Annotated in this window: 20 protein-coding genes and 1 pseudogene; 12 read left to right on the top strand and 9 right to left on the bottom strand. The window is 71.8% G+C overall.

Going from position 1 to position 23,621, the window contains the following annotated elements; translation table 11 throughout:
- Nucleotides 1-32: 32 nt before the first annotated feature.
- From DWB68_RS09845 to DWB68_RS09850, 3 genes and pseudogenes are all read left to right on the top strand, one after another.
- Nucleotides 33-986, top strand: a pseudogene (locus DWB68_RS09845) (FAD-dependent monooxygenase).
- Nucleotides 983-1,294, top strand: a complete 312-nt coding sequence (locus tag DWB68_RS16745) for a hypothetical protein (RefSeq protein WP_233548729.1) — start codon at nt 983-985, stop codon at nt 1,292-1,294. The pseudogene DWB68_RS09845 and the gene DWB68_RS16745 overlap by 4 nt, the downstream one beginning before the upstream one ends.
- A 223-nt stretch (nt 1,295-1,517) precedes the next feature.
- A complete protein-coding gene (locus DWB68_RS09850) occupies nt 1,518-2,894 on the top strand; it encodes an MFS transporter (protein WP_119424971.1) in 1,377 nt (458 codons plus the stop codon).
- 69 nt (nt 2,895-2,963) lie between these two features.
- Here DWB68_RS09850 and DWB68_RS09855 read toward each other — a convergent pair whose 3' ends face one another.
- Nucleotides 2,964-3,467: a phosphoribosyltransferase gene (locus DWB68_RS09855; RefSeq protein WP_119424972.1), complete on the bottom strand. Its 504-nt coding sequence runs from the start codon at nt 3,465-3,467 to the stop codon at nt 2,964-2,966.
- A 112-nt stretch (nt 3,468-3,579) separates the two neighbouring features.
- Between DWB68_RS09855 and DWB68_RS09860 the strand changes: the two genes are divergently transcribed.
- Nucleotides 3,580-4,014 (top strand): DUF4259 domain-containing protein, encoded by a 435-nt coding sequence (locus DWB68_RS09860; RefSeq protein ID WP_119424973.1) that lies wholly within the window; start codon nt 3,580-3,582, stop codon nt 4,012-4,014.
- 147 nt (nt 4,015-4,161) lie between these two features.
- On the top strand, nt 4,162-5,088 hold the full coding sequence (locus DWB68_RS09865; protein ID WP_147391639.1) for a DUF3105 domain-containing protein: 927 nt from the start codon (nt 4,162-4,164) through the stop codon (nt 5,086-5,088).
- A gap of 89 nt (nt 5,089-5,177) precedes the next feature.
- Here DWB68_RS09865 and DWB68_RS09870 read toward each other — a convergent pair whose 3' ends face one another.
- Entirely contained in the window at nt 5,178-6,584 is a 1,407-nt protein-coding gene (locus tag DWB68_RS09870; protein WP_119424975.1) for an NAD(P)H-quinone dehydrogenase, read from the bottom strand.
- Between the two features lie 110 nt (nt 6,585-6,694).
- Here DWB68_RS09870 and DWB68_RS09875 point away from each other — a divergent pair, with 110 nt between their 5' ends.
- From DWB68_RS09875 to DWB68_RS09890, 4 genes are all read left to right on the top strand, one after another.
- Entirely contained in the window at nt 6,695-7,492 is a 798-nt protein-coding gene (locus tag DWB68_RS09875; RefSeq protein WP_119424998.1) for a purine-nucleoside phosphorylase, read from the top strand.
- Nucleotides 7,493-7,582: 90 nt separating this feature from the next.
- Entirely contained in the window at nt 7,583-9,313 is a 1,731-nt protein-coding gene (locus tag DWB68_RS09880) for a phospho-sugar mutase (RefSeq protein WP_119424976.1), read from the top strand.
- Nucleotides 9,314-9,389: 76 nt separating this feature from the next.
- On the top strand, nt 9,390-10,079 hold the full coding sequence (gene deoC, locus DWB68_RS09885) for a deoxyribose-phosphate aldolase (protein ID WP_119424977.1): 690 nt from the start codon (nt 9,390-9,392) through the stop codon (nt 10,077-10,079).
- Between the two features lie 42 nt (nt 10,080-10,121).
- A complete protein-coding gene (locus DWB68_RS09890; RefSeq protein ID WP_119424978.1) occupies nt 10,122-10,442 on the top strand; it encodes a hypothetical protein in 321 nt (106 codons plus the stop codon).
- A gap of 214 nt (nt 10,443-10,656) precedes the next feature.
- Here DWB68_RS09890 and DWB68_RS09895 read toward each other — a convergent pair whose 3' ends face one another.
- Together DWB68_RS09895 and mfd are read right to left on the bottom strand one after the other, a co-directional pair.
- Nucleotides 10,657-11,412, bottom strand: coding sequence for a hypothetical protein (locus DWB68_RS09895; protein ID WP_147391640.1), 756 nt, complete (start codon nt 11,410-11,412; stop codon nt 10,657-10,659).
- Nucleotides 11,413-11,945: 533 nt separating this feature from the next.
- Nucleotides 11,946-15,542: a transcription-repair coupling factor gene (mfd, locus tag DWB68_RS09900; RefSeq protein WP_119424980.1), complete on the bottom strand. Its 3,597-nt coding sequence runs from the start codon at nt 15,540-15,542 to the stop codon at nt 11,946-11,948.
- 207 nt (nt 15,543-15,749) lie between these two features.
- On the opposite strand from mfd, the gene DWB68_RS09905 reads away from it, so the two are divergent.
- The 3 genes from DWB68_RS09905 (at nt 15,750) to nhaA (ending at nt 18,208) form a co-directional block, all read left to right on the top strand.
- Nucleotides 15,750-16,232: a DUF2505 domain-containing protein gene (locus DWB68_RS09905; protein ID WP_119424981.1), complete on the top strand. Its 483-nt coding sequence runs from the start codon at nt 15,750-15,752 to the stop codon at nt 16,230-16,232.
- Between the two features lie 20 nt (nt 16,233-16,252).
- Nucleotides 16,253-16,771, top strand: coding sequence for a VanZ family protein (locus tag DWB68_RS09910; protein WP_158588276.1), 519 nt, complete (start codon nt 16,253-16,255; stop codon nt 16,769-16,771).
- Nucleotides 16,772-16,843: 72 nt separating this feature from the next.
- Nucleotides 16,844-18,208 (top strand): Na+/H+ antiporter NhaA, encoded by a 1,365-nt coding sequence (gene nhaA, locus DWB68_RS09915; RefSeq protein ID WP_119424982.1) that lies wholly within the window; start codon nt 16,844-16,846, stop codon nt 18,206-18,208.
- Between the two features lie 86 nt (nt 18,209-18,294).
- Here the strand turns inward: nhaA and sufU are convergent, their stop codons facing one another.
- The 5 genes from sufU to DWB68_RS09940 form a co-directional block, all read right to left on the bottom strand.
- Complete coding sequence (gene sufU, locus DWB68_RS09920; RefSeq protein WP_119424983.1) at nt 18,295-18,756, bottom strand: Fe-S cluster assembly sulfur transfer protein SufU; 462 nt, start codon at nt 18,754-18,756, stop codon at nt 18,295-18,297.
- A gap of 1 nt (nt 18,757) precedes the next feature.
- Entirely contained in the window at nt 18,758-20,056 is a 1,299-nt protein-coding gene (locus DWB68_RS09925) for a SufS family cysteine desulfurase (protein ID WP_119424984.1), read from the bottom strand.
- 49 nt (nt 20,057-20,105) lie between these two features.
- Nucleotides 20,106-20,690 carry an aminoacyl-tRNA hydrolase gene (pth, locus tag DWB68_RS09930; RefSeq protein WP_119424985.1) on the bottom strand — a complete coding sequence of 195 codons (585 nt, stop codon included), beginning with the start codon at nt 20,688-20,690 and terminating at the stop codon, nt 20,106-20,108.
- Nucleotides 20,691-20,697: 7 nt separating this feature from the next.
- On the bottom strand, nt 20,698-21,279 hold the full coding sequence (locus tag DWB68_RS09935; protein WP_119424986.1) for a 50S ribosomal protein L25/general stress protein Ctc: 582 nt from the start codon (nt 21,277-21,279) through the stop codon (nt 20,698-20,700).
- Nucleotides 21,280-21,619: 340 nt separating this feature from the next.
- Nucleotides 21,620-23,236, bottom strand: a complete 1,617-nt coding sequence (locus tag DWB68_RS09940; protein WP_147391641.1) for a hypothetical protein — start codon at nt 23,234-23,236, stop codon at nt 21,620-21,622.
- Between the last annotated feature and the right edge of the window lie 385 nt (nt 23,237-23,621).

A 23,621-nucleotide genomic window follows, 5' to 3' on the forward strand; every position in this document is an offset into this window, starting at 1 on the left:
GCGAGGCCCGCTCGCGGCGTAGCGTGCCGCGCATGGACACGTGCGACGTTGCCATCGCCGGCGCGGGACCCGCCGGCCTCGTCTCCGGGCTGATCCTCGCGCGGGCCGGGCTGCGGGTCACGGTGATCGGAAAGCACACCGACTTCCTGCGCGACTTCCGCGGGGACACCGTGCACCCCTGAATGCTCACCCTCCTCGACGAGCTGGGGCTCGGCGAGGACTTCGCGCGCCTCGGGGCCCACCACGTCCAGGGCGCGAGCATCCCCGTGGCGGGTGGCGGGGAGCCCGTGACCGTCGTGGACCTCTCGCGCCTGCGCGTGCAGCACCCCTACATCGCCATGGCCCCGCAGTGGGACGTGCTGACGCTCCTGGCGGAGGCCGCCGCCCGCGAGCCCGGCTTCGAGCTGCGCACCAACGCGGAGGCCCTCGGGCCCGTCGTGGAGGGCGGTGCCGTGCGCGGCGTGCGCTGGCGCCCGGTGCCTCCCGGTTCGCCGGCTGGCACCGGCGATCGGCCGGAACCCGAGCGCGAGCTGCACGCCACCGTGACCCTCGTCTGCGACTGGCGCGGCTCGGCCCTGCGGCGCGAGGCCGGGATGGTTCCCCGCTCGTGGCCCGTGCCCTTCGACGTGTGGTGGGTGCGGGTGCCCGGACACTCGGCGCTCAGCGAGACGCTCGCGCCCCGCGGCGGGCGCGGGCTCCTGTACGTGCTCATCCCCCGCGGCGACTACGTGCAGGCCGGGATCATCTTCCCGCGAGGGGGCGGCCCCGGCTTGCTGGCCGGCGGCATCGAGGCCCTGCGCCGGCGCTTCTCCGAGGACCTCCCCGAGCTCGCGGCCGGCCTCGCCGGACTGGCCGAGGAGGACCTCAAGTTCTTGCGGGTCGAGCTCTCGCGGCTACGCACCTGGTACCGGCGCGGGCTGATCTGCCTCGGCGACGCCGCCCACACCATGTCCCCCCCTCCCCCCCCGTGGGCGGGGTGGGCGTGAACCTCGCGATCCAGGACGGCGCGGCCGCCGGCCGGATGCTGGCTCCCGCCCTGCTGGACGGGACGCTGAGCGACCGGCACGCGCTCGCGCTGCAGCGCCGGCACGCTCCCGTCGCCGTTGCCACCCAGGCCGCCCAGCGACTCATGCACCGCGGCGTGGCGCGCCTCCTGCGCTCCGAGACCGCGTTGACCCTCCCGCGGCCCGCCGCCACACTCCTGCGAGCCGCACCCGGCCTCACCGCACTGCCCGCGTGGTTGCTGGGCGTGGGGCCGCGGCCGGAGCACGCGCCCGAGTTCGCGCGCCATTGAGCGGTGCCAGGCCGAACCAACGCGATGCTCACACCTCGCCGGCGCCCACCGTTCCCGGCCGCCCGAGGCGGCCCCGCCGCGCCGTCGTGCACCGCCTCCCGGCCCGCAACGTGACCAGTCCCAGCGTCATGCGGTCTCAAATAATGAGACCGCGTGACCAAGGAATGAACCACGCAGTAACGTATGACCAATCAAGCGCTCCCTCGCACCCGAAGGACGGAACATGTCCGCCACCCCAGGCTCCGCCGCAGCGACCAAGAACCAGACGCCCCGCTCGCGCGTCATCCTTGCCTCGCTCATCGGCACCACCATCGAGTTCTACGACTTCTACGTCTACGCCACGGCCGCCGTCGCCGTCTTCCCCGCGCTCTTCTTCACGGGCAACGACGACACCGCCAAGCTCCTGGCCTCGATGGCCACCTTCGCCGCGGCGTTCATCGCCCGCCCCATCGGCTCGATCATCTTTGGCCACTACGGCGACCGCATCGGTCGCAAGGCCACGCTGATCGGCGCCCTACTGACCATGGGCATCGCCACCTTCCTCATCGGCCTCCTGCCGACCTACCAGCAGATCGGCCTGTGGGCCCCCGCCATGCTGACGATCCTGCGCTTCTGCCAGGGCCTCGGCCTGGGCGGCGAGTGGTCCGGCGCCTCCCTGTTGGCCACCGAGTACGCGGAAGAGGGCAAGCGCGCTCGCGCCGCCATGTGGCCCCAGCTCGGCGCGCCGTTCGGCTTCATCATCGCCAACGGCTTCTTCCTGATCCTGACGATCGCCTTCGGCTTCAACTCCGCCGCCAACCCGGACGGCGTCTCCCACAGCTTCCTCATCTGGGGCTGGCGCATCCCGTTCCTGGCCTCCATCGTCATGGTCGCGATCGGCCTGTGGGTCCGCTTCAAGCTGGAGGAGACCCCGGTCTTCGCCGAGGTACAGGAGGCCAAGAAGGTCGTCAAGGCCCCCGTCGCCGAGGTCTTCAAGAAGAACTGGCTGCAGCTCATCCAGGGCACCTTCATCATGCTGGCCACCTACGTGCTCTTCTACCTGATGACCGCGTGGATCCTCTCCTACGGCATCGGCAAGCCCTCCGCCGGCATGCTGGGCATCCCGTACCAGGAGTTCCTGATCCTGCAGCTCATCGCCGTGCTGCTCTTCGCCGCCTTCGTGCCGGTCTCCGGCTGGCTCGCGGACAAGTACGGCCGCCGCTCCTCGCAGCTCGTCATCACGGCGTGCATCGCGCTGTTCGGCCTGACCTTCAAGTTCCTCATCGACCCCGCCCTGACGGGCACGGGCGCCGACGTCTCGGTGTGGCGCGTCCTGGTCTTCCTCTGCATCGGTATGACGCTCATGGGCCTGACCTTCGGCTCCATGTCCGCCATCCTGCCCGAGCTTTTCCCGACCAACGTTCGCTACACGGGCTCCGGCATCGCGTACAACGTCTCCTCGATCCTCGGTGCCGCCATCACCCCGTACATGGCCGTGTGGCTCAACGCCGACTTCGGCGTGGGCGCCGTGGGTCTCTACCTCACGCTCGGCGCCGTCCTGACGCTGATCGCCCTGTTCTTCTCCCCCGAGACGAAGAACGTGGACCTGGCCAAGCTCTGATCCTCACCGCTTGAATGCACGACGCCGCCCCGGTCACCTGACCGGGGCGGCGTTGCGTTGGGCGGTGGATCAGGCCTGGGCCGTGACCGGGGGCTGATCCGACCAGGGGAAGACGATCCACTCGTCGGTGCGGCGCCACACGTAGTCGGGGTCCACGACGGAGGCGGACTTGGCGTAGATCACGGCGGAGCGGCACTCGGCGCCCTGCTTGCGCAGCAGCTCGAGGACCAGCGCGAGCGTGCGGCCCGAGTCGGCGACGTCGTCCACCACGAGGAGGCGCTTGCCCTGCAGGGAGGCCGTGTCCAGCATGGGCTCGAGCAGCACCGGGTCCGGGAGCGTCTCGTTGACGTCCGTGTAGAACTCCACGTTGATCGCATCCGAGAGCTTGACGCCGAGCGCGTAGGAGAGGTGGCCGGCCGGCAGCAGACCGCCGCGGGCCACGGCGATGATGATCTCCGGCTCGTAGCCGGAGTCTGCGATGCTCTGGGCGAGTTCGCGCCCGGCGGTGCCAAAGAGGTCCCAGGTCAGGACCTCCTTCTGAACAAGATCTGCTGAGTCAGCGTGGTAAGCCATGGGGAAAGGGTAATGGCACGAGCTCGTGACCTCCGACGGGGTCCGCGCTACGCTCGGCCCGGGCGCCGTCCGGCGTGCCGGAGCACACAGCAACACGTGAGGGGACACACGCATGGGAGCTTGGGGTCACGAGCCGTTCGAGAACGACACGGCGCTGGATTGGGTCTTCGAGCTCGAGGCGGCGGACAGCCCGGAGCCCTTGCTTCTGACGCTCGCGGCCGCGCTGGATCCGGGTGGGGTGGAGGATGCCCGCGGCGGTACCGAGGCCGTCGCCGCCGCGGCCGCCCTGGCCCGCCTCGGCCACGCCGGGACAAGCGTCACCGGTAAGCTGCCCGACGAGGTGCTCGAGTGGGTGGGCCGCGTGAAGTCGCCGCTGCGGCCGGAGGCGGCCGAGCTCGCCGTGAAGGCCCTCGAGGCGGTGCTCAACGCCGAGGACTCCGAACTCGCCGAGCTGTGGGACGAGGCCGAGGAACCAGCCTGGCGTGAGCACACCGCCGCTCTCCGCGACTGGCTGCGCAACGCCGCCGCGCTCGCGGACGCCCAGTAGCGCCGCCCTTGGGCAGCCCGGCGCCTGGGCGCCTCACGTGTGGCGCCACCCCACCCACCGCAGCCTCGAGACGCGCGGCGTCGGTGGCGATCGCCGGCCGCCGCCCCGTTGGAGCAAACTCGCAGAGAGCCGGAGCAGGATGGGCCCATGGTTGATTCACGGACGCCCTCCGGCGCTGCCCGCCTGCTCCCCCTCGCCCTCGCTGCAGCCCTCGGGCTGAGCGCGTGCACCGGCGCGGGCGAACCTGCCGCTTCCTCGGCGGCACCCGGCACCTCCGCCGCAACGACGGGCACACCCGCGGCGAGCGCGTCGCCGCCGGCCACCCCCTCGACTGCGTCATCGGCTCCGGCCGCACCGGCCTCGTCCCCGGCGCCCAAGACCGGCATGAACGGTGTGGACGCGGCGGCCGAGGTCACGCCGGCCTTCCCCGAGGGCACTCCCGTGAAGCAGGGCAAGCCGGCGCAGGTCAAGGACACGAGCGGCATCGAGGGCGTGCTCGCGTGGGACACCGCCGGCTACCCGGCGCCGGGCCAGGCCAACGCCGGCACCCTCACGCACGAACACGTCACGACCCCCGTGGAGTACGCCGTGAAGCCGGCCGTGGGCGGCCCCCACGCGCCCGTCTGGATGAACGCGGGCGTGTACTCCAAGCCGGTTCCCACGGAGCGGGCCGTGCACCTCATGGAGCACGGCGCCATCTGGATCACCTACAACGCCTCGCTTCCGGCGCAACAGGTTGAGGCCCTGCGCGCGTTCTTCAAGCAGCAGGACTACCCGGCAGGCGTGCCCGACACCCCGGGCGGCGGCAACCGCTGGATGGTCATGAGCCCGTGGGCAGACGACTCGCTCCCGAGCCCCATCGTGATCTCCGCCTGGGGCCGCCAGCTGCGCGTCGACGACCCGGCGGATCCGCGGCTGCAGAAGTTCGTCGACGAGTTCAGGGCCAACCCGAAGTACTCGCCCGAGTCCGCGGCGGTGGACCAGGTGCCCACGGGCACGGGGGGCAACCCGGCCATGTACGGCTCCGAGGCCGTCAATCCCCCCGGCATGCTGTCCCCAGACGCCGGGATGTAGACGCAGCACAAGAACGGCGGGCCCGTCACCGCAAGGTGACGGGCCCGCCGTGGTTCCCGGGCGCCGTCGGGCACCCGCTCACGAAAACGTCAGACGTGCACGTGGAGGCGGCGCGCCGCCTCGGACACCGAGCCGGAGAGCGAGGGGTACACGGTGAAGGTCTCGGAGAGATCGTCGACGTGCAGGCGCTTGTGCACGGCCAACGCGATCGTGTAGATGAGCTCGGAGGCGCGCGGCGCGACCACCACGCCGCCGATCACGGTGCCGGATCCCTTGCGGGAGAGGATCTTCACGAAGCCGGCCTCGACGTTCATCATCTTGGCGCGCGGGTTCGTTGTCAGATCCAGCTTGAGGATGTCCGCCTGGTACTTGCCATCCAGCACCTGCGCCTCGGTCACGCCGACCGTGGCGATCTCGGGCGAGGTGAAGATGTTCGAGGAGACCTCGTGCAGCTTGAGCGGGGACACGGCGTCGCCCATGAGGTGCGCCACGGCGATGCGGCCCTGCATGGCGGCCACGGAGGCCAGCGCAAAGACGCCGGTGCAATCGCCGGCTGCGTAGATGTTCGGGGCCGTGGTGCGCGAGACGCCGTCGGTGACGATGTGCCCGGAATCCTTGACCTTCACGCCGGCGGCCTCGAGGCCCAGCTCGGCGGTGTTCGGGATGGCGCCGACGGCCACGAGGCAGTGGCTGCCCTCGATGGTGCGGCCGTCGCCGAGCGTGACGGACACGCCGTCCTCGGTGCGCGTCACTGCCTCGGCGCGGGCGCGGGAGACCACGTTGACGCCGTTCGCGGCAAAGACCGACTCGAGCAGCTCGGCGGCGTCCTTGTCCTCGCCGGGCAGCACGCGGTCGCGCGAGGACACCAGGGTGACCTTGGTGCCGAGCAGGTTGTAGGCGGAGGCGAACTCCGCGCCGGTCACGCCGGAGCCCACCACGATGAGGTGCTCGGGGAGCTCCTGCATCTTGTAGAGCTGCTTCCACGTGAAGATGCGCTCCCCGTCCGGCACGGCCGTGGGCAGCTCGCGCGGGTGGGCACCGACGGCCAGGAGGACGTAGTCGGCCTCCAGCTCGGTCACACCCTCGGTCGCGGTGACCTTGACGCGCGTGGGAGACAGGAGCGTTCCGCGGCCGATGATGACGCGGACGCCGGCGCGCTCGAGGCCGGAGCGGATGTCGTCCGATTGGCTGTGCGCGAGCTTCATGAGGCGCTCGTTCACGAAGCCGAGGTCGACGCGCCCCTCCTCCGGGTCCGAGTCGGCCATGCGCACGCCGAGCTTGGCCGAGCCGATGACGCGGCGCACCGAGTCGGCGGTGGCGATGAGCGATTTGGAGGGCACCACATCGGTGAGGACGGCGGAGCCGCCCATGCCGGCGTCCTCCACGATCGTCACCTGGGCGCCGAGATGGGCCCCCACCATGGCTGCCTCGTAGCCACCGGGGCCACCTCCGAGGATCACCAGGCGGGGCGAGCTGAGGTCCACTTGAGTCGTCACTCCCCCATTCTCACGCACGTGAGCAAGGGAACCCAACCACACCGCTTCCCCGCGGACGCCTCGACGGTAGGATCCAGGGCGTGACTGCCTTCGAGAATGCCTCTGCCCAGATGCCAGAGCCCTTTGCCGCCGCCGCCGAATCCGCCGCCGCCATCGCCGCCGCGACCGGCGTGGAGCGCCACGACATCGCCCTGGTCCTGGGCTCCGGATGGGGCGAGGCCGCCGAGCTGATTGGTGAGACGACTCACACGCTCTCGGCCGCCGACATCCCGGGCTTCCATGCCCCCGCCGTGGTCGGCCACCCCGGCACCATCCGCTCCGTGCTCACTCACACGGGCAAGCGGGCGCTCATCATCGGCGCCCGCACCCACTTCTACGAGAAGCGCGGCGTGCGCGCCGTGGCCCACGGCGTCCGCACCGCCGCCGCCGCCGGCTGCGCCCAGGTCGTCCTGACCAACGGCTGCGGCGGCCTGCGCGAGGAGTACGGGCCGGGCTCGCCCGTCCTCATCTCCGACCACATCAACCTCACCGCGGATTCGCCGCTCGAGGGTGCCACCTTCGTGGACCTCACGGACCTGTACTCCTCGCGCCTGCGCGACATCGCCCGCGAGGTCGACCCCACGCTGCCCGAGGGCGTCTACGCCCAGTTCACCGGCCCGCACTACGAGACCCCGGCCGAGGTCCAGATGGCCAAGGTCATGGGCGCCCACCTCGTGGGCATGTCCACGGCGCTCGAGGCCATCGCCGCGCGCCACGCCGGCCTGGAGATCCTCGGCATCTCGCTCGTGACCAACCTCGCGGCCGGCATCTCGCCCGTGCCGCTGAGCCACGCTGAGGTCATCGAGGCCGGCCAGGCGGCCGGCCCGCGCATCTCGCGCCTGCTCGCCGACATCGTCGCCAAGCTCTAAGGCTCACCGGTCTTTTTGGTGCCCGACGGCGGGTGGTCACCACCCGCCGTCGGGCACCACCGTCTCTACTTACGTTTGCAAAGGGGAAGCATGAAGCACCACAGCATCGAGGAACTGACCGTCCGCGCCGCGGAGTGGGCCGCCGCGGATCCGGACCCGGCGACCGCCGCCGAGCTGCGCGAGGTGCTCGCCGCCGTGGAGCGCGGGCAAGACGGCGCCGAGGCTGACCTGCGCTCGCGCTTCTCCGGCCCGCTCGAGTTCGGCACGGCCGGCCTGCGCGCCGCGATCGGCGCCGGCGAGTCCCGCATGAACATCGCCGTGGTGCGCCGCACCGCGGCCGGGATCGCACGCTTCCTCACCGGTGCGGCCGAGGGTGCCTACGTGCCACGCGTCGTGATCGGCTACGACGCCCGCTACCGCAGCCACGACTTCGCCGTGGAGTCCGCCGGGGTGTTCGCCGCCGCGGGCTTCGAGGTGCTGCTCATGCCCACGCACCTGCCGACCCCCGTGCTCTCCTGGGCCGTGCGCGCCTTCGACGCCGACGCCGGCGTCATGGTCACCGCCTCCCACAATCCCAAGGAGGACAACGGCTACAAGGTCTACGTGGGCGGGCGCGTGGAGCCCGGCGTGGGGCGCGGGGCGCAGATCGTGCCGCCCATCGACGGGCTGATCTCAGAGGCCATCCACTGGGACGAGGACCTTGCGGGGATCGCGGTGGCCGACTCCGGCTGGACCGTGCTGCCCGCCGCCGGCGAGGAGGGCGACGTCGAGGCCCGCTACGTGGCCGACATCGTCGCCTTGTCCCCCGCCCCGGCCGACGGCGCGCGCGACCTGTCCATCGTCTCCACGGCGCTGCACGGCGTGGGTGGGCACACCCTCGCCGCCGTGCTCTCCGGGGCCGGCTACTCGGCCCTGCACCCCGTGCTGGAGCAGGAGACGCCCGATCCCGACTTCCCCACGGTGGCGTTCCCGAACCCCGAGGAGAAGGGCGCCATGGACCTGTCCCTGGCGCTGGCCGAGCGCGTGGGCGCCGACCTCGTGGTCGCCAACGACCCCGACGCCGACCGCTGCTCCGCCGCCATCCCGACCCCGGGCGGCGGCTGGCGCCAGCTGCGCGGCGACGAGGTCGGCGTGTTGCTTGGCTCCTACCTGATCCGGCGCGATGCCGCCGCCGGGCGCACCTCGATCATGGCCAACTCCATCGTCTCCTCCCGCCAGCTCGGTGCCGTGTGCGCCGCCGCGGGCGTGGAGCACCACCAGACGCTCACGGGCTTCAAGTGGCTCGCCCGCGTCGAGGGGCTGACCTTCGGCTACGAGGAGGCGCTCGGCTACGACGTGGCCCCCGCCCTGACCAACGACAAGGACGGCATCTCCGCCTCCCTGCTGCTGGCCGAGCTGGCGCAGGCCTTGAAGGACGAGGGGCGCTCCATCCAGTCCGAGCTTGACCGGATCAACGTGGGCACCGGCATCTACGCGACCGACCAGATCTCGATCCGCGTGGCTGAACTCTCCGAGCGCGATGTGCTGCTGGGCCGCCTGCGCTCCGCCGCTCCAGCCACGCTCGGTGGCTCCGCCGTGGTCTTCGTTGATGACCTCGCCGATGGCGTGGACGGCCTGCCGCCCACCACGGGCCTGCGCCTGCTCACCGAGGACAACACCCGCGTGATCGTGCGCCCCTCCGGCACCGAGCCCAAGCTCAAGTGCTATCTCGAGGTCGTCGTTGCCGTCGCCTCGGAGTCCGGCCTCGAGGCCGCCGACGCGGCGGCCGACGCCCGCCTCTCGGCGGTGCGCACCGACCTCGGCGCCGCGCTGGGGCTCTAGCCCCCGCGCCCGGCCGGCCACCCGCCGTCGGGCACCCCTTCACGTTTCAACCCCAACGCTTCAAAGGAGCACCGCGATGACCACCACCCTGGGCCCGCGCGAGATCGCCGCCTACATCGACCACACCCTCCTCAAGCCCGAGGCCTCCCGCGAGCAGATCCTCCAGGTCGCCGCCGAGGCCCGCGAGTACGGCTTCGCCTCCGTTTGCGTGAACCCCGTGTGGGTCTCCACCGTGGCCGAGGCCTTGGCCGGCTCCGACGTCAAGACCTGCACCGTGGTGGGCTTCGCCCTCGGCGCCTCCACGACCGCCACGAAGGCCTTCGAGGCCTCCAACGCGATCGACAACGGCGCCGACGAGGTCGACATGGTCATCGACATCGCTGCAGCCCGCGCGGGCGAGCGCGAGCGCCTCGTCACGGACATCCGCGCCGTCGCCGAGGTCGCCCACGCCAAGGGCGCGATCCTCAAGGTGATCATCGAGACCTCGCTGCTCGACGACGCCGCCAAGGCCCTCGCTTGCGAGGCCTCCGTCGAGGCCGGCGCCGATTTTGTGAAGACCTCCACCGGTTTCAACGGCGGCGGGGCGAACGTCGCCGACGTCGCGCTCATGCGCGCGACCGTGGGCCCGGACCTCGGCGTGAAGGCCTCCGGCGGCGTGCGTTCCTACGCCGACGCCGGGGCCCTCATCGAGGCCGGCGCCACGCGTCTCGGGGCGAGCTCCGGCGTTGCTATTGTTAACGGTGGAGAGTCCGGCGCGAACTACTGATTCACTCGCCCTCGCGTCGGAGACAAACGAAGGAGAACATCCGTGTACTCGGCCAATGGAAAGAACCGCGCTCACTCTGGTGAAGGCCACGGCGTCTCGAACGTCATCATCTTCGTGGTGCTGTTCGCCGTGCTGTGCGCCGGCTTCTACCTGACGAGCTTTGCCGACCTGTTCTCCCACGCCGCCGCGTGGTGGCCCATGATCGCCGTCATCGGCTCTGGCATCATCGCCTACGGCGTGGGCATGCACGTCTTCGGTCGCTCCGACGCCCACCCGGACCGCACGGCCAACGAGGCCGCCGCCGTCGCCGAGGTGGACGCGGAGTACGCGCAGGCGCTCAACGCCTCCGCCCGCAAGCACTGACGCTCGCTTTTTTGTAGCGCGTCCGCGAGGGCGCCGCACGCTCGGGTTTCCGAGCGCGCGGCGCCCTCGTTTGCGTTTCCGCCCTGCCTGCGCGCCTGCCCTCCCGAGCGCGCCCTCCGCCCGCTCAGCCCGGCACGGTGCTCTCTCATCCCGCCTTTTTCGTTGAGTCCCGCACAGTCTGTGCGGGACTCAACGAAAAAGGCGGGATGGGCACTCAACGAAGGCGCGAGCGGCGAAGGGGATCCACGTCAACGCCGGCCCGCACGAGGCGCTCGCGGAGCACCTCCGGCCGCTGCAAGTCCTCGCTGGTCCAGCGCACGACGGCATTCGCTACCTGCAAGAGCTCCACTTGACGCTGCTTCTCCTTTCGAAGCACGTCCCAGGTGTTCCCCTGCCCTACCAGGTCTGGGTCAAGGTACTTCCCTCGTCCGTCGAACTCTCCTGCGACCCCGGCCTTGCGCCACCAGTAGTCGGGGCGAACCAGGCGTCCGGAGGGAACCACCAACTCCACCTGAAGTTCCGGCGGCTCCACGCCCAGCCGGAGCATGACGGCCCGGGACGCGGACTCGCCGGGAGATTCGCTGCGACCGTCGGCGAGCTTCAGAACGCCTTTGCCCTGCCGGCGCGAGGTCCCCTCAGGCATCGCCTCGATGGCCGCGAGGAGGGTGCCGTCAGAGATACCGAACGTGCCGCTCCGAAGCAGGGCATCCGCGAGGGGCAGCGCAATCTCCAGCGTGGTGCGGCCGAGCACTCGCGCAGCGGCGTGGGCCGCGGCGACGACACGAAAGTCACCGGCTCGCACGGTCTCGGGCGTCGGCAGATGAAGGTGCCCCACCGTCCTCGCGGCCGGCGGCACGTCCGGGTCAACACATCGAAAGGTCCGCGCCCGAACACCGGAAGCATGCGGCACCGTGGCCAGCGTCTGCACCTGTGGTGGGACGCGCCAGGCGGGCAGGCCCATGATGAACATGGCCGTCTCGCAACAGAACACGCTGCGTGGCGCCCGTAGCGCCTTGGCCGACACCGCGAGAGCGAAACGATCCCACGGGCTGGCACCGAGTCACTCATCGATGGAGACGTAGTACCCCGAGGTGAGACGAACAAACTCTCCCCGTTCCCAGCGCCTCGACAGACCCGGTGACAAGGCGGCGTCGAGCAGTGCGGCGGGAACTCTAAGCGCGGTCGGCTGGATCATGCCGAGAGCATGCCTCACACCGCGCCGGCGTGCATGGCGTTATCCACAGGCCGACACCCAAGCGAGCCCCTGCAGGCGCTCCGATGCCCCCGCCGATCCCGCACTTTTCGTTGAATCCCGGACAGAATGTGCGGGATTCAACGAAAAGTGCGGGAGGGAACGGTACACAGTCGCGGGTCGGCGTGGGGGCGGGACAGCACGACGGCGGGAGGCCGGGTCATGCGGGCCGGTTTCGTTGGGCGCGAATCCGTTGGGCGGGGCGGGGCGAGTTCGACCGTGAGAAAGCGACCTTGCCGCGCCGCGCTGGCTCAGCGCTCCGGGGCCGGCTCCGAGGAGAAGATCACGTCGATGACGTGCTGCACCCACGCCAGCAGCTCCGAGTCCTCCAGCTTGGCCCCGCCCACGCCCGACTTCTTGGGGAAGGGCACCAGCACGGAGTTCAGCGCCGGCTTCACCAAGGACCCCGGGAACATGCGCTTGAGGCGCAGCTGCCGGGACTCCGGCAGGTCCGCGGGCGCGAAGCGGATGAAGTTGCCCTGGGCGGCGATGTCGCCGAGCCCCGCCGCGCGCGCGGAGATCCGCAGCCGCGCGATGTCCACGAGCAGCAGCGCCGGTGTCGGCAGCGCCCCGTAGCGGTCCTCGAGCTCGTCGATCACCGAGAGCACCGCCTCCTCCGAGGCCGCGGAGGCCAGCTTGCGGTAGGCCTCGAGGCGCAGGCGCTCGCCCGGCACGTACTCCTCGGGCAGGTGCGCATTCAGCGGCAGCTCGATCTTCATCTCGGCCGGCGCCGTGGAGGCCTCGCCCTTGTAGTCGGAGACCGCCTCCCCCACGAGGCGCAGGTAAAGGTCGAAGCCCACGCCGGCGATGTGGCCGGACTGCTCGCCGCCGAGCAGATTGCCCGCGCCGCGGATCTCAAGGTCCTTCATCGCCAGCTGGTAGCCGGAGCCGAGCTCGTTGTGCGCCGCCACGGCCTTCAGGCGCTCGAGCGCCACCTCGCCCAGCGGCTTCTCGGCGTTCCAGAGGAAGTAGGCGTACGCACGCTCGCGTCCGCGGCCCACGCGCCCGCGCAGCTGGTGCAGCTGCGAGAGGCCGTACATGTCCGCGCGGTCCACGATGAGCGTGTTGGCGTTGGCGATGTCCAGGCCCGTCTCGATGATCGTGGTGGAGACCAGCACATCGAACTTGCGCTCCCAGAAGTCAACCATGATCTGCTCGAGCCGAGACTCCGACATCTTGCCGTGCGCCACCGCAACGCGCGCCTCGGGCACCAGCTCGCGCAGCTGCCCGGCCACGGACTCGATCGAGGACACGCGGTTGTGCACGTAGAAGACCTGGCCCTCTCGCATGAGCTCGCGCCGGATGGCCGCCCCGACCTGCTTGTCGGTGTACGGGCCAACGTACGTGAGGACGGGGTGGCGCTCCTCGGGCGGGGTCGCGAGCGTGGAGGTCTCGCGGATGCCGGTCAGCGACATCTCCAGGGTGCGCGGGATGGGCGTCGCGGACATGGCAAGCACGTCCACGTCGGTGCGCATCTTCTTGAGCGCCTCCTTGTGCTCCACACCGAAGCGCTGCTCCTCGTCGATGATGACGAGCCCCAGGTCCTTGAACTGCACCTCGTTGGAGAGCAGGCGGTGCGTGCCGATCACGACGTCAACGGAGCCGTTCTTGAGCCCCTCGACCGTGTCCTTGGACTCGGCGGCGCTCTGGAAGCGGGAGAGCGCCCGCACGCGCACGGGGAAGCCCGCGTAGCGCTCGGAGAAGGTCTCGAAGTGCTGGCGCGCCAACAGCGTGGTCGGCACCAGGACGGCCACCTGCTTGCCTTCCTGCACGGCCTTGAACGCGGCGCGCACGGCCACCTCGGTCTTGCCGAAGCCCACGTCGCCGGAGACGAGCCGGTCCATGGGGACCTCGCGCTCCATGTCGGCCTTGATCTCGTCGATCGTCGTGAGCTGATCCGGCGTCTCCACGAAGGGGAACGCCGCCTCGAGCTCGGCCTGCCATGGGGTGTCCGGCGCGTAGGCGTGCCCGCGGCTGGCCATGCGCGCCGAGTACAGGCGGATGAGCTCGCCCGCGATCTCCTTGACGGCCTTCTTGGCCTTGGACTTGGTGTTGGCCCAATCGGAGCCGCCCATCTTGGACAGCGACGGCGTCTCGGCGCCCACGTAGCGCGTGATCTGATCCAGCTGGTCGGTCGGCACGAACAGCCGGTCGCCCGGCTGGCCCCGCTTGGAGGACGCGTACTCGATCACGAGGTACTCGCGCGAGCCGCCGCCGGCCTTGCGGGAGGCCAGCTCCACGAAGCGCCCGATGCCGTGGGCATCGTGCACCACAAAGTCGCCCTCGGTGAGGGACAGGGGGTCGACGGCGTTGCGTCGCCGTGCGGCGAGCTTCTTGCCTCCGCGGGCGAGGGCTGAGGAGGCCCGTCCGAGCACGTCGGCCTCGGTCAGGAAGCCAAGCTTCAGCTCGTCGAAGACGAAGCCGTGCCCGGCGGGCGCCTGCGTGATCTCGATGAGCCCGGGCGTCGGCGCGCCGGAGACGGACTCCACGCGCTGGCACGGGATGTCCGCCTCGTGGAAGAGCTCGGCGAGGCGCTGGGCCGGGCCCGGGCCGTCGGTCACGAGCACCACGGACCAGTCATCCGCCATGCGGGAAGCGACGAAGGAGAGCATCTGCCCCACGTCACCCTTCCACGCCTGCGGCTCGCGCGCGGCGATCCGCTGGGTCACGCCCTCCTGCTCCAGCTCCTCGTCGCCGCCGAGCGACGTGAGCGTCCACCAGGCCATGCCCGCCGCGAAGACGTCGGCGCGGGTCTGCCCGAGCGTCGCGAAGCCGGTGTCGGCCGCCCCGGCCTGGCTCAGATCCACCGGCGCCTCGCCGCCGTCGGAGGCCGTGGACCAGGCCGCCTCGAGGAACTCGCGGTTCGTTTCGAGCAGGTCCTGGGCGCGCGAGGAGACCCGCTCGGGATCGGTCACGAGCGTCACGGAGCCGGCGGGGAAGAGCGAGGCCACGGGGACCAGGCGCTCCACGAGCAGCGGCGCGAGGGACTCCATGCCCTCCACCGCGATGCCCTGGGAGATCTTCTCCAGCATGTCGCGGCTGGCCGGCATGGAGTCGGCCAGGCGGCGCGCCGTGGAGCGCACGTGCTCGGTGAGCAGCATCTCGCGGCACGGCGGGCACGTGAGCTCGCGCAACGCCGCGTCCTCGCCGAGCAGCGAGCGCTGATCCGCCACCGAGAAGTAGGTCAGCGAGTCCACCTCGTCGCCGAAGAAGTCGATGCGCACGGGGTGGTCCTGCGTGGGCGGGAAGACGTCGATGATGCCGCCGCGCACGGCAAACTCACCCCGGTGCGCCACGAGGTCCACGCGGGCGTAGGCGGCGTCGGCCAGCGCGCGCACGGAGGCCTCGAAGTCCAGCTCCTCCCCCACGGCAAAGCGCACGGGTTCCAGCGCCCCGAGCCCCTCGACGACGGGTTGCAGCACGGAGCGCACGGGCGCCACGACGACGCGTAACGCCGGGTCGGCGATGTGCAGGCGGCGCAGCACGCTCAGGCGCCGGCCCACGGTGTCCGAGCGCGGCGAAAGCCGCTCGTGCGGGAGCGTCTCCCACGCGGGGAACTCCTCCACGGCACCGGCGGGGAGGTAGGAGGAGAGATTGGCGACGAGGTCGCTCGCCGCGCGCCCCGTGGGCGTCACGACGAGGGCGATGGGGGCCGACCCCGCGCCGCCGCGCGCATCAAAGCCCTCGAGCAGGCCGTCGGCGATGTCGGCCACGAGCGGCGGGCGCAGGCCCTCCGGCGCGGCGATCTCGCGCTCGTCCTCGGGGCCCGGACCGCGCGTCGCGGCGGTGCGAACGCGCGCATAGGTGGGATCGGCGAGCAGCGCGGAGCGCAGTCCGTTCAGCGGCACAACAGAACCTTCTTTGGGGCGTCGGGGCGGTCGCAGGGCAACACCAACACCCGGTCGGAAGGCATCCGGCCGGGTCGGTACCCAAAGTCTAGTGCGCGCCCCCGACGCGTCCAGGCAAGCCTCAGCCCACTCTCTGTAGGCTTAAGGGCGGCACGCCGCCACCCGGCGTCGTGCGCTAGAAACCCGTACCCAACGAAAAGGTGCCTCATGGCTCTGTCCTCGTCCCGCTCCCTCGACGCCTCCCCCGAGGCGGCCTTCGCCGCCCTCATCTCCCAGGAGAACGCGCAGGCCGTGGCCGACCGCGTCGGCGGCGGCCTCGAGTCCCACGAGGTGACCACCCAGGGCGAGAGCACCACCACGGTCACGGTCTTCACGCTCCCCTCGGATCGCCTGCCCGAGATCGTGGCCAAGCTCATGAGCAACGGCGTGGCCGTGACCCTCGAGGAGACCTGGGGTCCGGCCGCCGCCGACGGCGCGCGCACCTCCACCATCTCCGCCTCCGTCAAGGGCGCCCCGGTCAAGGTCTCGGGCTCCGAGACCCTGAGCGCGGACGGCACGGGCTCCGTCCTGGCGCTGGAGGGCGAGGTCTCCTCGTCCATCCCGTTCCTGGGCGGCAAGATCTCCAAGGCCGCCGAGCCCTTCCTCGACCGCCTGCTGGCGGTGCGCTGCCAGGCCATCGAGGCCGCCTGAGCCGGCCCAGCTCCGGGGGCGTGTCCCGGGATCCCGCGCTGACGCGGGCTCCCGGGGCACGCCCCTCGGCGTCTGAGAACCAGCACGACGACGCGGCGGTCGCCACGGTGCGCGTCCTCGCCACCTTCATCACGGCCGTGGTGATCGGGCTCATCACGCTGGGGCCGCAGCCCGGGGACCCGAACCAGCCGGGTGGGCTGCAGGAGCTCTTCACGCGCTGGCACGGGGCCGGTTTGCCGGCGTGGATCGATCTGCCGCTCCTCGAGTTCTGCGCGAACATCGCTCTGTTCGTTCCCGTGGGCGCCGTGGCGGCCTCGTGGCTTGGATCCTGGGGCGCCTCGGTGTTCGCCGGCGCGGCGGTCACGAGCTTCATCGAGTGCTTCCAAGGCGTCTTCCTGCCCGATCGTGTGGCGGACCCCCGGGACCTCCTCTCCAACACGCTCGGTGCCGCCCTCGGAGCCGCGGCCCTCCTGGCCCTGCGCCGACGCGCCGCGCGCGGGCACGCCGGAGCCTCACCCCATCGGCACCCTCGGGGTTAGACTCGAGGCAGGTGTGCAGGGAAGTCTGGTCTGCGAGTCCCAGCCCCGCTGTGCCTTTGAGGAGGCCGCCGCATGACCCAGCCCACGCCGCACCACCCCTATGACGACGTCGCCCGCCTGGACCCGCGCCCCGATGCTCACCCCGAAGGCCGCGGCCTCGCGCACCGGCTCGGGAACCTCCTGCGCTCCGAATCCTCCGGCGGCCTGCTCCTGATTCTCGGCGCGGTGATCGCGATCGTGTGGGCCAATACCCCCGCCGCCGCGGCGTACTTCGACCTCCGCGATCTGCACGTGGCGCTGCCGCTCGGCTTCACCACGATCGACCTCTCGCTTGGCCATTGGGCCGCGGACGGCCTGCTCGCCGTGTTCTTCTTCATCGTGGGCGTGGAGCTCAAGGAGGAGTTCGTCGTGGGCGAGCTGCGCAGCCCGCGCAAGGCACTCACCCCCGTCGCCGCGGCGTTCGGCGGCGTGGCCGTCCCGGCCCTCATCTTCGTGGCGATCAACGCCGGTGCCCACGCCGACACCCTGCGCGGCTGGGCCATCCCCACGGCCACCGACATCGCCTTCGCCGTGGCCATCCTGGCCGTGGTCGGCAAGTGGCTGCCCAGCCCGCTGCGGCTCTTCCTGCTCACGCTTGCCGTGGTGGATGACCTCATCGCGATCGTCATCATCGCGATCTTCTACGCCAACGACCTCTCCCCCGCGTGGCTGGCCCTGGCCCTGCTGCCCGCCGCCGCGTTTGGCCTGCTCGTGCAGCTGGCCCCCGACTTCTTCCGCGCGCACCGGTGGGCCCCGTGGCTCATCCTGCTGCCGCTGGGCTTCGCCACCTGGGTCTGCGTCTATGAGTCGGGCATCCACGCGACCATCGCCGGCGTGGTGCTGGGCTTCCTGGTCCCCGCCAAGCGCCGCCGCGGCGAGCCGGGCGAGGGCCTGGCCCAGGCGCTCGATCACCGCATCGGCCCCCTCTCCGCCGGCTTCTGCGTCCCCGTCTTCGCCTTCTTCTCCGCCGGCGTGGCCATGGGCGGCTTCGAGGGGATGCGCGCCGCGCTCGGCGATCCCGTGGTCTGGGGCATCGTCCTTGGACTCGTCTTCGGCAAACCGCTCGGCATCCTCGCCGCCACGTGGCTCGTGACGCGCACGCCCGCCGCCGAGCTGGACCCCCGCATCAAGTGGGGCGAGCTGCTCGGCGTCGGCATCCTGGGTGGCATCGGCTTCACCGTGGCCCTGCTCGTCGCCGAGCTCAGCTACGGCCAGGGCAACGCCCACGACGACCACGCCAAGATCGCCATCCTCGTGGCCTCCGTCCTCGCCGCGCTCCTCGCGGCGGCCTGGCTCGCCCCGGCGAACCGCCGCTACAAGGCCGAGGCCCTCGCCGAGCGGTCCGCGGCCCAGGGCTCGGGTGCCGCTGCAGCGGGTGCCGAGGACGCGAGCCGCTGACGCGGCAGCCGGCCTACACACGCCACGACGACGCGGGCCCGCCTTTCCTTGCGAAAGGCGGGCCCGCGTCGTCGTGCGGTGGGAACTTAAGCCGAGGCGCGCGCGATGGCGTCCTTGGCTGCCTCCCAGCTCAGGAGCGCGCACTTGATGCGCGCGGGGAACTTGGAGACGCCGGCAAACGCGGCGGCGTCGCCGAGGCGCTCCTCCAGCTCCTCGTCGGCGGCGAGCTTGCCGCGGCTGCGCATGAGCTCATGGAAGGTCTCGTTGGCCTCGGCAAACTCGCTCACTGCGTGGCCGCGCAGGGTCTCGGAGAGCACCGAGGCGGAGGCCATGGAGATGGAGCAGCCGTCGCCCTGCCAGGCGAGGGACTCGATGACGCCGTCGCCGGAGACGCGGGCGCGCAGCGTGATGTCGTCGCCGCACAGCGGATTGTGCTGGTGCGATTGCCCCTCGTGCGCGCCCGGCTCGCCCTCGAGGGCGGCCGCGCCGACGCGGCGCTTCGAGTGGTCCAGGATGATCTCCTGGTAGAGCTGTTCGAGCGGATTCATGTCACTTCACCCCAAAGAAGCCGCGGACGTCGGCGACGGCCTGCAGGAGGGCGTCGACGTCCGAGGTCGTGTTGTAGAGATAGGCCGAGGCGCGGGTCGAGGCCGTGACGCCGAGGAAGCGGTGCAGCGGCTCGGCGCAGTGGTGGCCCACGCGCACGGCCACGCCGCGGGAGTCGAGGAACTGGCCCACGTCGTGCGGGTGGACACCCTGCACCTCGAACGGGACGGTGCCCGTGCGCCGCACGCCGGAGTCCGCGGCGGGGCCGAGGATCCGCACGCCGGGGATCGAGGCGAGGCCGGTGAGCATGCGCTCACCCAGCGTCTCCTCCCAGGCCTGCACGCGGTCCATGCCCACCTCGGAGAGGTAGCCCACCGCGGCGGCGAGGCCCACGGCCTGCGCGATCTTCTGCGTGCCTGCCTCGAAGCGCGGCGGCGCAGGCAGGTACTCGGCCTTCTCCATGGAGACCGTGGTGATCATGGAGCCGCCGTAGAGGAAGGGCGGCATGGCGTCCAGGAGCTCGGCGCGGCCGTAGAGGGCGCCGATGCCCGTGGGGCCGAGCATCTTGTGGCCGGAGAAGGCAGCGAAGTCGACGTCGAGGCCACGCAGGTTCAGCGGCAGGTGCGGCGCGGACTGGCAGGCATCCAGCACCGTGAAGGCTCCCACGGACTGGGCGAGCGCCACGAGCGGGGCCGGGTCGTTGACCGTGCCGAGGACGTTGGAGACGTGCGTGAACGCGAGGATGCGGGTCTTGGCGTTGACGATCGTGGCGGCTGCCTCGAGGTCGAGGCGCGCGTCCGGCGTGAGCGGGATCCAGCGGAAGGTCGCGCCCGTGCGGGCGGCGAGCTCCTGCCACGGGATGAGGTTGGCGTGGTGCTCCATGCCGGTCGCGACGATCTCGTCGCCCGGGCCCAGGCGGAAGGGCTGTGCCTCCGGGCCGCCAGCGCCCAGCGAGGCGTTGAGGAAGGAGTAGGCGATTAGGTTCAGGGCCTCGGTCGCGTTGGCCGTCCAGACGATGTCCCGCTCACCGGCACCGACGAAGCCAGCCACGGCGGCGCGGGCGTCCTCGAAGCGGTCGGTGGCCTCCACGGCGAGCGTGTGCGCGCCGCGGTGCACGGCGGCGTTGGCCGTCTCGTAGAAGTGCTGCTCGGCCTCCCACACGCACTCGGGCTTCTGGGAGGTGGCTCCGGAGTCCAGATAGACGAGCTGTGCGTCGCCGATCCTCGTTTCGAGGATCGGGAAGTCGGCGCGCAGGCGCGCGGCCTCGGTGTCGTCGAGCGGGGGGAGGTCAGACGCGGCCACGGGCGATCCTTTTCAGACTCGAGCGGCCCCGGACCGGGGCCGGAAAAAGCTAGCGTGCGTTGAGGCGATCGGCCGCTGCGGCCGGGCCGTCGTTGACGATGGCCTCGACGGCGTCCGCCGCCGCATCCAGGACGAACGGCAGGGTCTTGCGCTCGGTCGAGGAGAAGTTGGCGAGGACATAGTCGGCCGTCTGCTGGCGGCCCGGCGGGCGGCCCACGCCGACGCGGACGCGCTGGTAGTCGCGCGTGCCGAGGGCCTTGGTCATATCGCGCAGGCCGTTGTGGCCGTTCTCGCTGCCGCCGGTGCGCACGCGCACGGCGTCGAAGTCGACGTCCACCTCGTCGTGCACGGCGATCACGCGATCGGCCGGCACGTTGAAGTACTTGCTCAGGGAGGAGGTGGGACCCCCGGAGAGGTTCATGTACGAGGTGGGCTTGGCCAGCACCACCTTGGGGCCGCCCATGCTCAGGCGACCCTCCAGGACCTGGGCACGGTGGCCGGGGGTCGCCTTGAAGCGACCCCCGACGCGCGTCGCCAGCTCGTCGAGGACCATCTGGCCCACGTTGTGGCGGTTCGCGGCGTGGCCGGGCCCGGGGTTACCGAGCCCGACCACAAGCCACACGTCCTGAGACATCGGGACCTTACTCGGCCTCGGCCTCGGCGGCCTCCTCCTCCGGCAGATCCTGCTCCTCGGGCTCGGCAACGACGGCAACGACGACGTCCGCCTCGAGCTCGAGCTCGGCGCCCTTGGGCAGCACGAGGGCGTCAGCGGTCAGGGTGCCGGCCTCGGCGCCCTCGACGTTCAGCGTGACGTTCTCGGGGAGGTTGAGGGCGTCGGCCAGGACCGGCACGGTGTTCAGCTCGAGGTTGAGGACCAGACCGGAGGCGACCTCACCCTCGACGTGCACGTTGACCTCGACCTGGACCTTCTCGCCCTTCTTGACGGTCAGGAGGTCGAGGTGGTCCACGGTCTGGCGCAGCGGGTGACGCTGGATGTCCTTCACCAGGGCGATGTGCTCCTGGCCGTCAACCACGAGGTCGAGCACGGCGTTGGCGGTGCGGACGGCCAGGGTGGTCTCGCGGGCCGGCAGCAGGATGTGAATCGGGTCGGCGCCGTGGCCGTAGATGACGGCGGGAATCTTGCCGTCGCGGCGGGCCTGGCGGGCGGAGCCCTTACCGAAATCGTCGCGGGTCTCGGCCGCGATCTTCTGAGTCTCGCTCATGAGCTTTTCTCCTTGGTCGATGAGATCGAACCCGGTCTGGGTTCGAAGATCGGCCCTTAAGACGCTCGGCTTGGGTTCCGTCTCACCGCCTCCCGCTTTACGCGGGGAAAGCTAACGGCCCTCGTCGATGACGGAGTCACCGTCAACGGTGCTCCCTCGCCTGGGCAACGTCACTAGCCTACCAGCGGATGGTGGCAGTGCCCGACGGCGGGTGGCACAGCTCACGTTCCCTCGCTTCCTCACCCTGGTGGCACTTCTGCACCCCCGCGCGGTCCGTGCACCGTCCCGGGGCCGGTGCACAGACGCCGAGAGGGTGAAGAAACCGCATCGCGGGCAGCACTCAGCCCCGCGGCGCGGACTCCGGGCCCAGGGGCACGCCGAGCCGTTCGGCGGCCACGGCCTCGATGCGTCCGAGGCGCTCCCGCACCTCGGCCAGGTCCGCCTCGACGTCCTCGCCGACGAGGTCGGTGCCCGGGAGGTGCTCCACCGAGGCGACGCGGCGCAGGAGCTGAACGTGTTCGAGCTCCACGACGGCGCGCGCCCGGGCCCCGTCGCCTCGGCCGCTGTTACGGTCACGACTCACCGCGGCCAGGTCGAGGTCCTCCCCCAGGAGGGAGATCCGATCGAGGCGGCGCCGCAGTTCCTCCGCCTCGCCGCGGCGGCGTGTGCGCAGCGCGCTGTCCGCGAGCCGGCCGCCCTCGCGCCAGGCGAGGCCGAGGGCCGTGGCAACGATCGCGCCGGTCGCCAAGAGCAGCCCGAGCAGCGCGCCGGCCCAGGGCCCGTTGCGCTCCCCCAGCCAGGCCGCGCCGACCTCCGAGAGAAACGCGGAGATCGCCACGCCGGCGAGACCCCCGAGCCCCGCCAAGACCAGGCCGCCGAGCAGGAGCGAGGCGGCGAGGAACTCGGGCGCGCTCTGGTGCAGGGGCGGCTCGTCGACGCCGCCCTGGCTCGGGCGGCGGACGTTCGAGCGGATCCTGTCGTGAGCGATGGCGGCGCTCATGGCCTCCGCGCCCTCGGCGCGCGCCGTGGCCTGCGCGGCCTCCCCATCGGCGACGGCGTCGGCGCCCGCCAGCGCGAGGGCGGCGTCCGCGTTCGCGAGCCGGCTCCGGGCCGCCTCCACCGCCGCCGCCCGGTCGCAGGCGCGGCGCGTCGGGTCGGCCGCCACGTCGGCGGCCGCCGCGGCGTTGCGGAAGGCCGCCAGGATGCCTCCCGGGCGCCAGGAGGGGTCCAGCGAGCGCGCCGTCCGGTCGGCGAAGGCGCGGCGCTGCCGCTCGCTCAGATCCGCCTCCAGCTCGGCGCGTGCGCGGGACCAGCGGCGCTCCCCTGCCTCGACCTCCGCCGGCGAGACGGGAACGGACGCGCCGCCGGGGCCGGCGCTCGCTGCCGACTCGGGGCGCACCCGGAAGGGCCTGGCGGCGTCCAGGATCGCGCCGGTGCGTGCTTCCGTCGGCGCAGCGCTTCGGGGCGCCTCCGGCGTGCCGGCCAGTGCCGCGAGCGCCGCCGACTCCGTCTCGAACGCGGCAACCAGGCCGGCGACCTCGCCCAGCGGGCCGCCGTACGCCGCCTCCGGGCGCGAGCGCAACCCCTCGCGCGCGCCGTCGATCGCGGCGATCGCACGCAGCCCCCGCGACTCCAGGACCCGGGCCGTCTCGGCGCCGCCAGCCGAAGCGTGCGCCGTCAGCCCCGCGAAGTCGGCGTGGATCACCACCCCGGCAGCCAGCCCGCCCGAGCGCACGAGGCTCAGGTCCCAGCGGCGCCGTCGGCGGCGGCCGGCGGTCCGCCGCATGAGCGCCGCGACGGCCAGGGCGGCGGAAGCCGCCATGAGGGCAGGGAGGGCCGCATTGAGCAGATCGAGGAACGGGGCGAAGTCATCCCCCGCCCGCGCCGCCGTGGACGGATCCCACGGCGTGCCGACGCCGGGCACGCCGGCCCGCAGGACCACGGAGCCAAGCCCCAAGGCGAGCGTCAGCCCGGCCCACCACCACGCGGCGGAGCTCTCCCGCCACGCGTTCTCCCCTCAACGCATGCGCACATTTCACCACAGCGGGTCCGCACTTCGGAGGGCCCCGTTTCGGACGGCCCCGGTGCCGCGAGCCCCGCGGCGGGAAACCCCGAGCTGGGGCGTCCGAGCGCCGCACGCGAGTGATGCCGGGGCCCCGCGCCGTGCCCGGCGGCGCCGACGCGCCGTCGGGCCTTCCGCCCTTCCTCCCTCGCCTTCTCATCCTTCTACCGTTTCTTCACCCTCCCGACGCCTCTGCACCGTCCCGGGGACGGTGCAGAGGCCACGAGCGGGTGAGTATTCGCGTCGGAGCGAGCCGGGGTGAAAAAGCGCGGCCCCGCCG

The sequence above is a fragment of the Galactobacter valiniphilus genome (genome assembly GCF_003575975.1).
Lineage (GTDB): Bacteria > Actinomycetota > Actinomycetes > Actinomycetales > Micrococcaceae > Galactobacter > Galactobacter valiniphilus.

Excerpts from the sequence above, each read along its gene's own strand:
- DWB68_RS09860 (WP_119424973.1), top strand. The coding sequence starts at position 3,580 with ATGGGAGCTTGGGGTCACGAGCCGTTCGAGAACGACACGGCGCTGGAT.
- DWB68_RS09905 (WP_119424981.1), top strand. The coding sequence starts at position 15,750 with ATGGCTCTGTCCTCGTCCCGCTCCCTCGACGCCTCCCCCGAGGCGGCC.
- pth (WP_119424985.1), bottom strand. The coding sequence starts at position 20,690 with ATGTCTCAGGACGTGTGGCTTGTGGTCGGGCTCGGTAACCCCGGGCCC.
- DWB68_RS09935 (WP_119424986.1), bottom strand. The coding sequence starts at position 21,279 with ATGAGCGAGACTCAGAAGATCGCGGCCGAGACCCGCGACGATTTCGGT.
- sufU (WP_119424983.1), bottom strand. The coding sequence starts at position 18,756 with ATGAATCCGCTCGAACAGCTCTACCAGGAGATCATCCTGGACCACTCG.
- deoC (WP_119424977.1), top strand. The coding sequence starts at position 9,390 with ATGACCACCACCCTGGGCCCGCGCGAGATCGCCGCCTACATCGACCAC.
- DWB68_RS09850 (WP_119424971.1), top strand. The coding sequence starts at position 1,518 with ATGTCCGCCACCCCAGGCTCCGCCGCAGCGACCAAGAACCAGACGCCC.
- DWB68_RS09875 (WP_119424998.1), top strand. The coding sequence starts at position 6,695 with ATGCCAGAGCCCTTTGCCGCCGCCGCCGAATCCGCCGCCGCCATCGCC.
- DWB68_RS09855 (WP_119424972.1), bottom strand. The coding sequence starts at position 3,467 with ATGGCTTACCACGCTGACTCAGCAGATCTTGTTCAGAAGGAGGTCCTG.
- DWB68_RS09880 (WP_119424976.1), top strand. The coding sequence starts at position 7,583 with ATGAAGCACCACAGCATCGAGGAACTGACCGTCCGCGCCGCGGAGTGG.
- nhaA (WP_119424982.1), top strand. The coding sequence starts at position 16,844 with ATGACCCAGCCCACGCCGCACCACCCCTATGACGACGTCGCCCGCCTG.
- DWB68_RS09865 (WP_147391639.1), top strand. The coding sequence starts at position 4,162 with ATGGTTGATTCACGGACGCCCTCCGGCGCTGCCCGCCTGCTCCCCCTC.
- DWB68_RS09895 (WP_147391640.1), bottom strand. The coding sequence starts at position 11,412 with ATGTTCATCATGGGCCTGCCCGCCTGGCGCGTCCCACCACAGGTGCAG.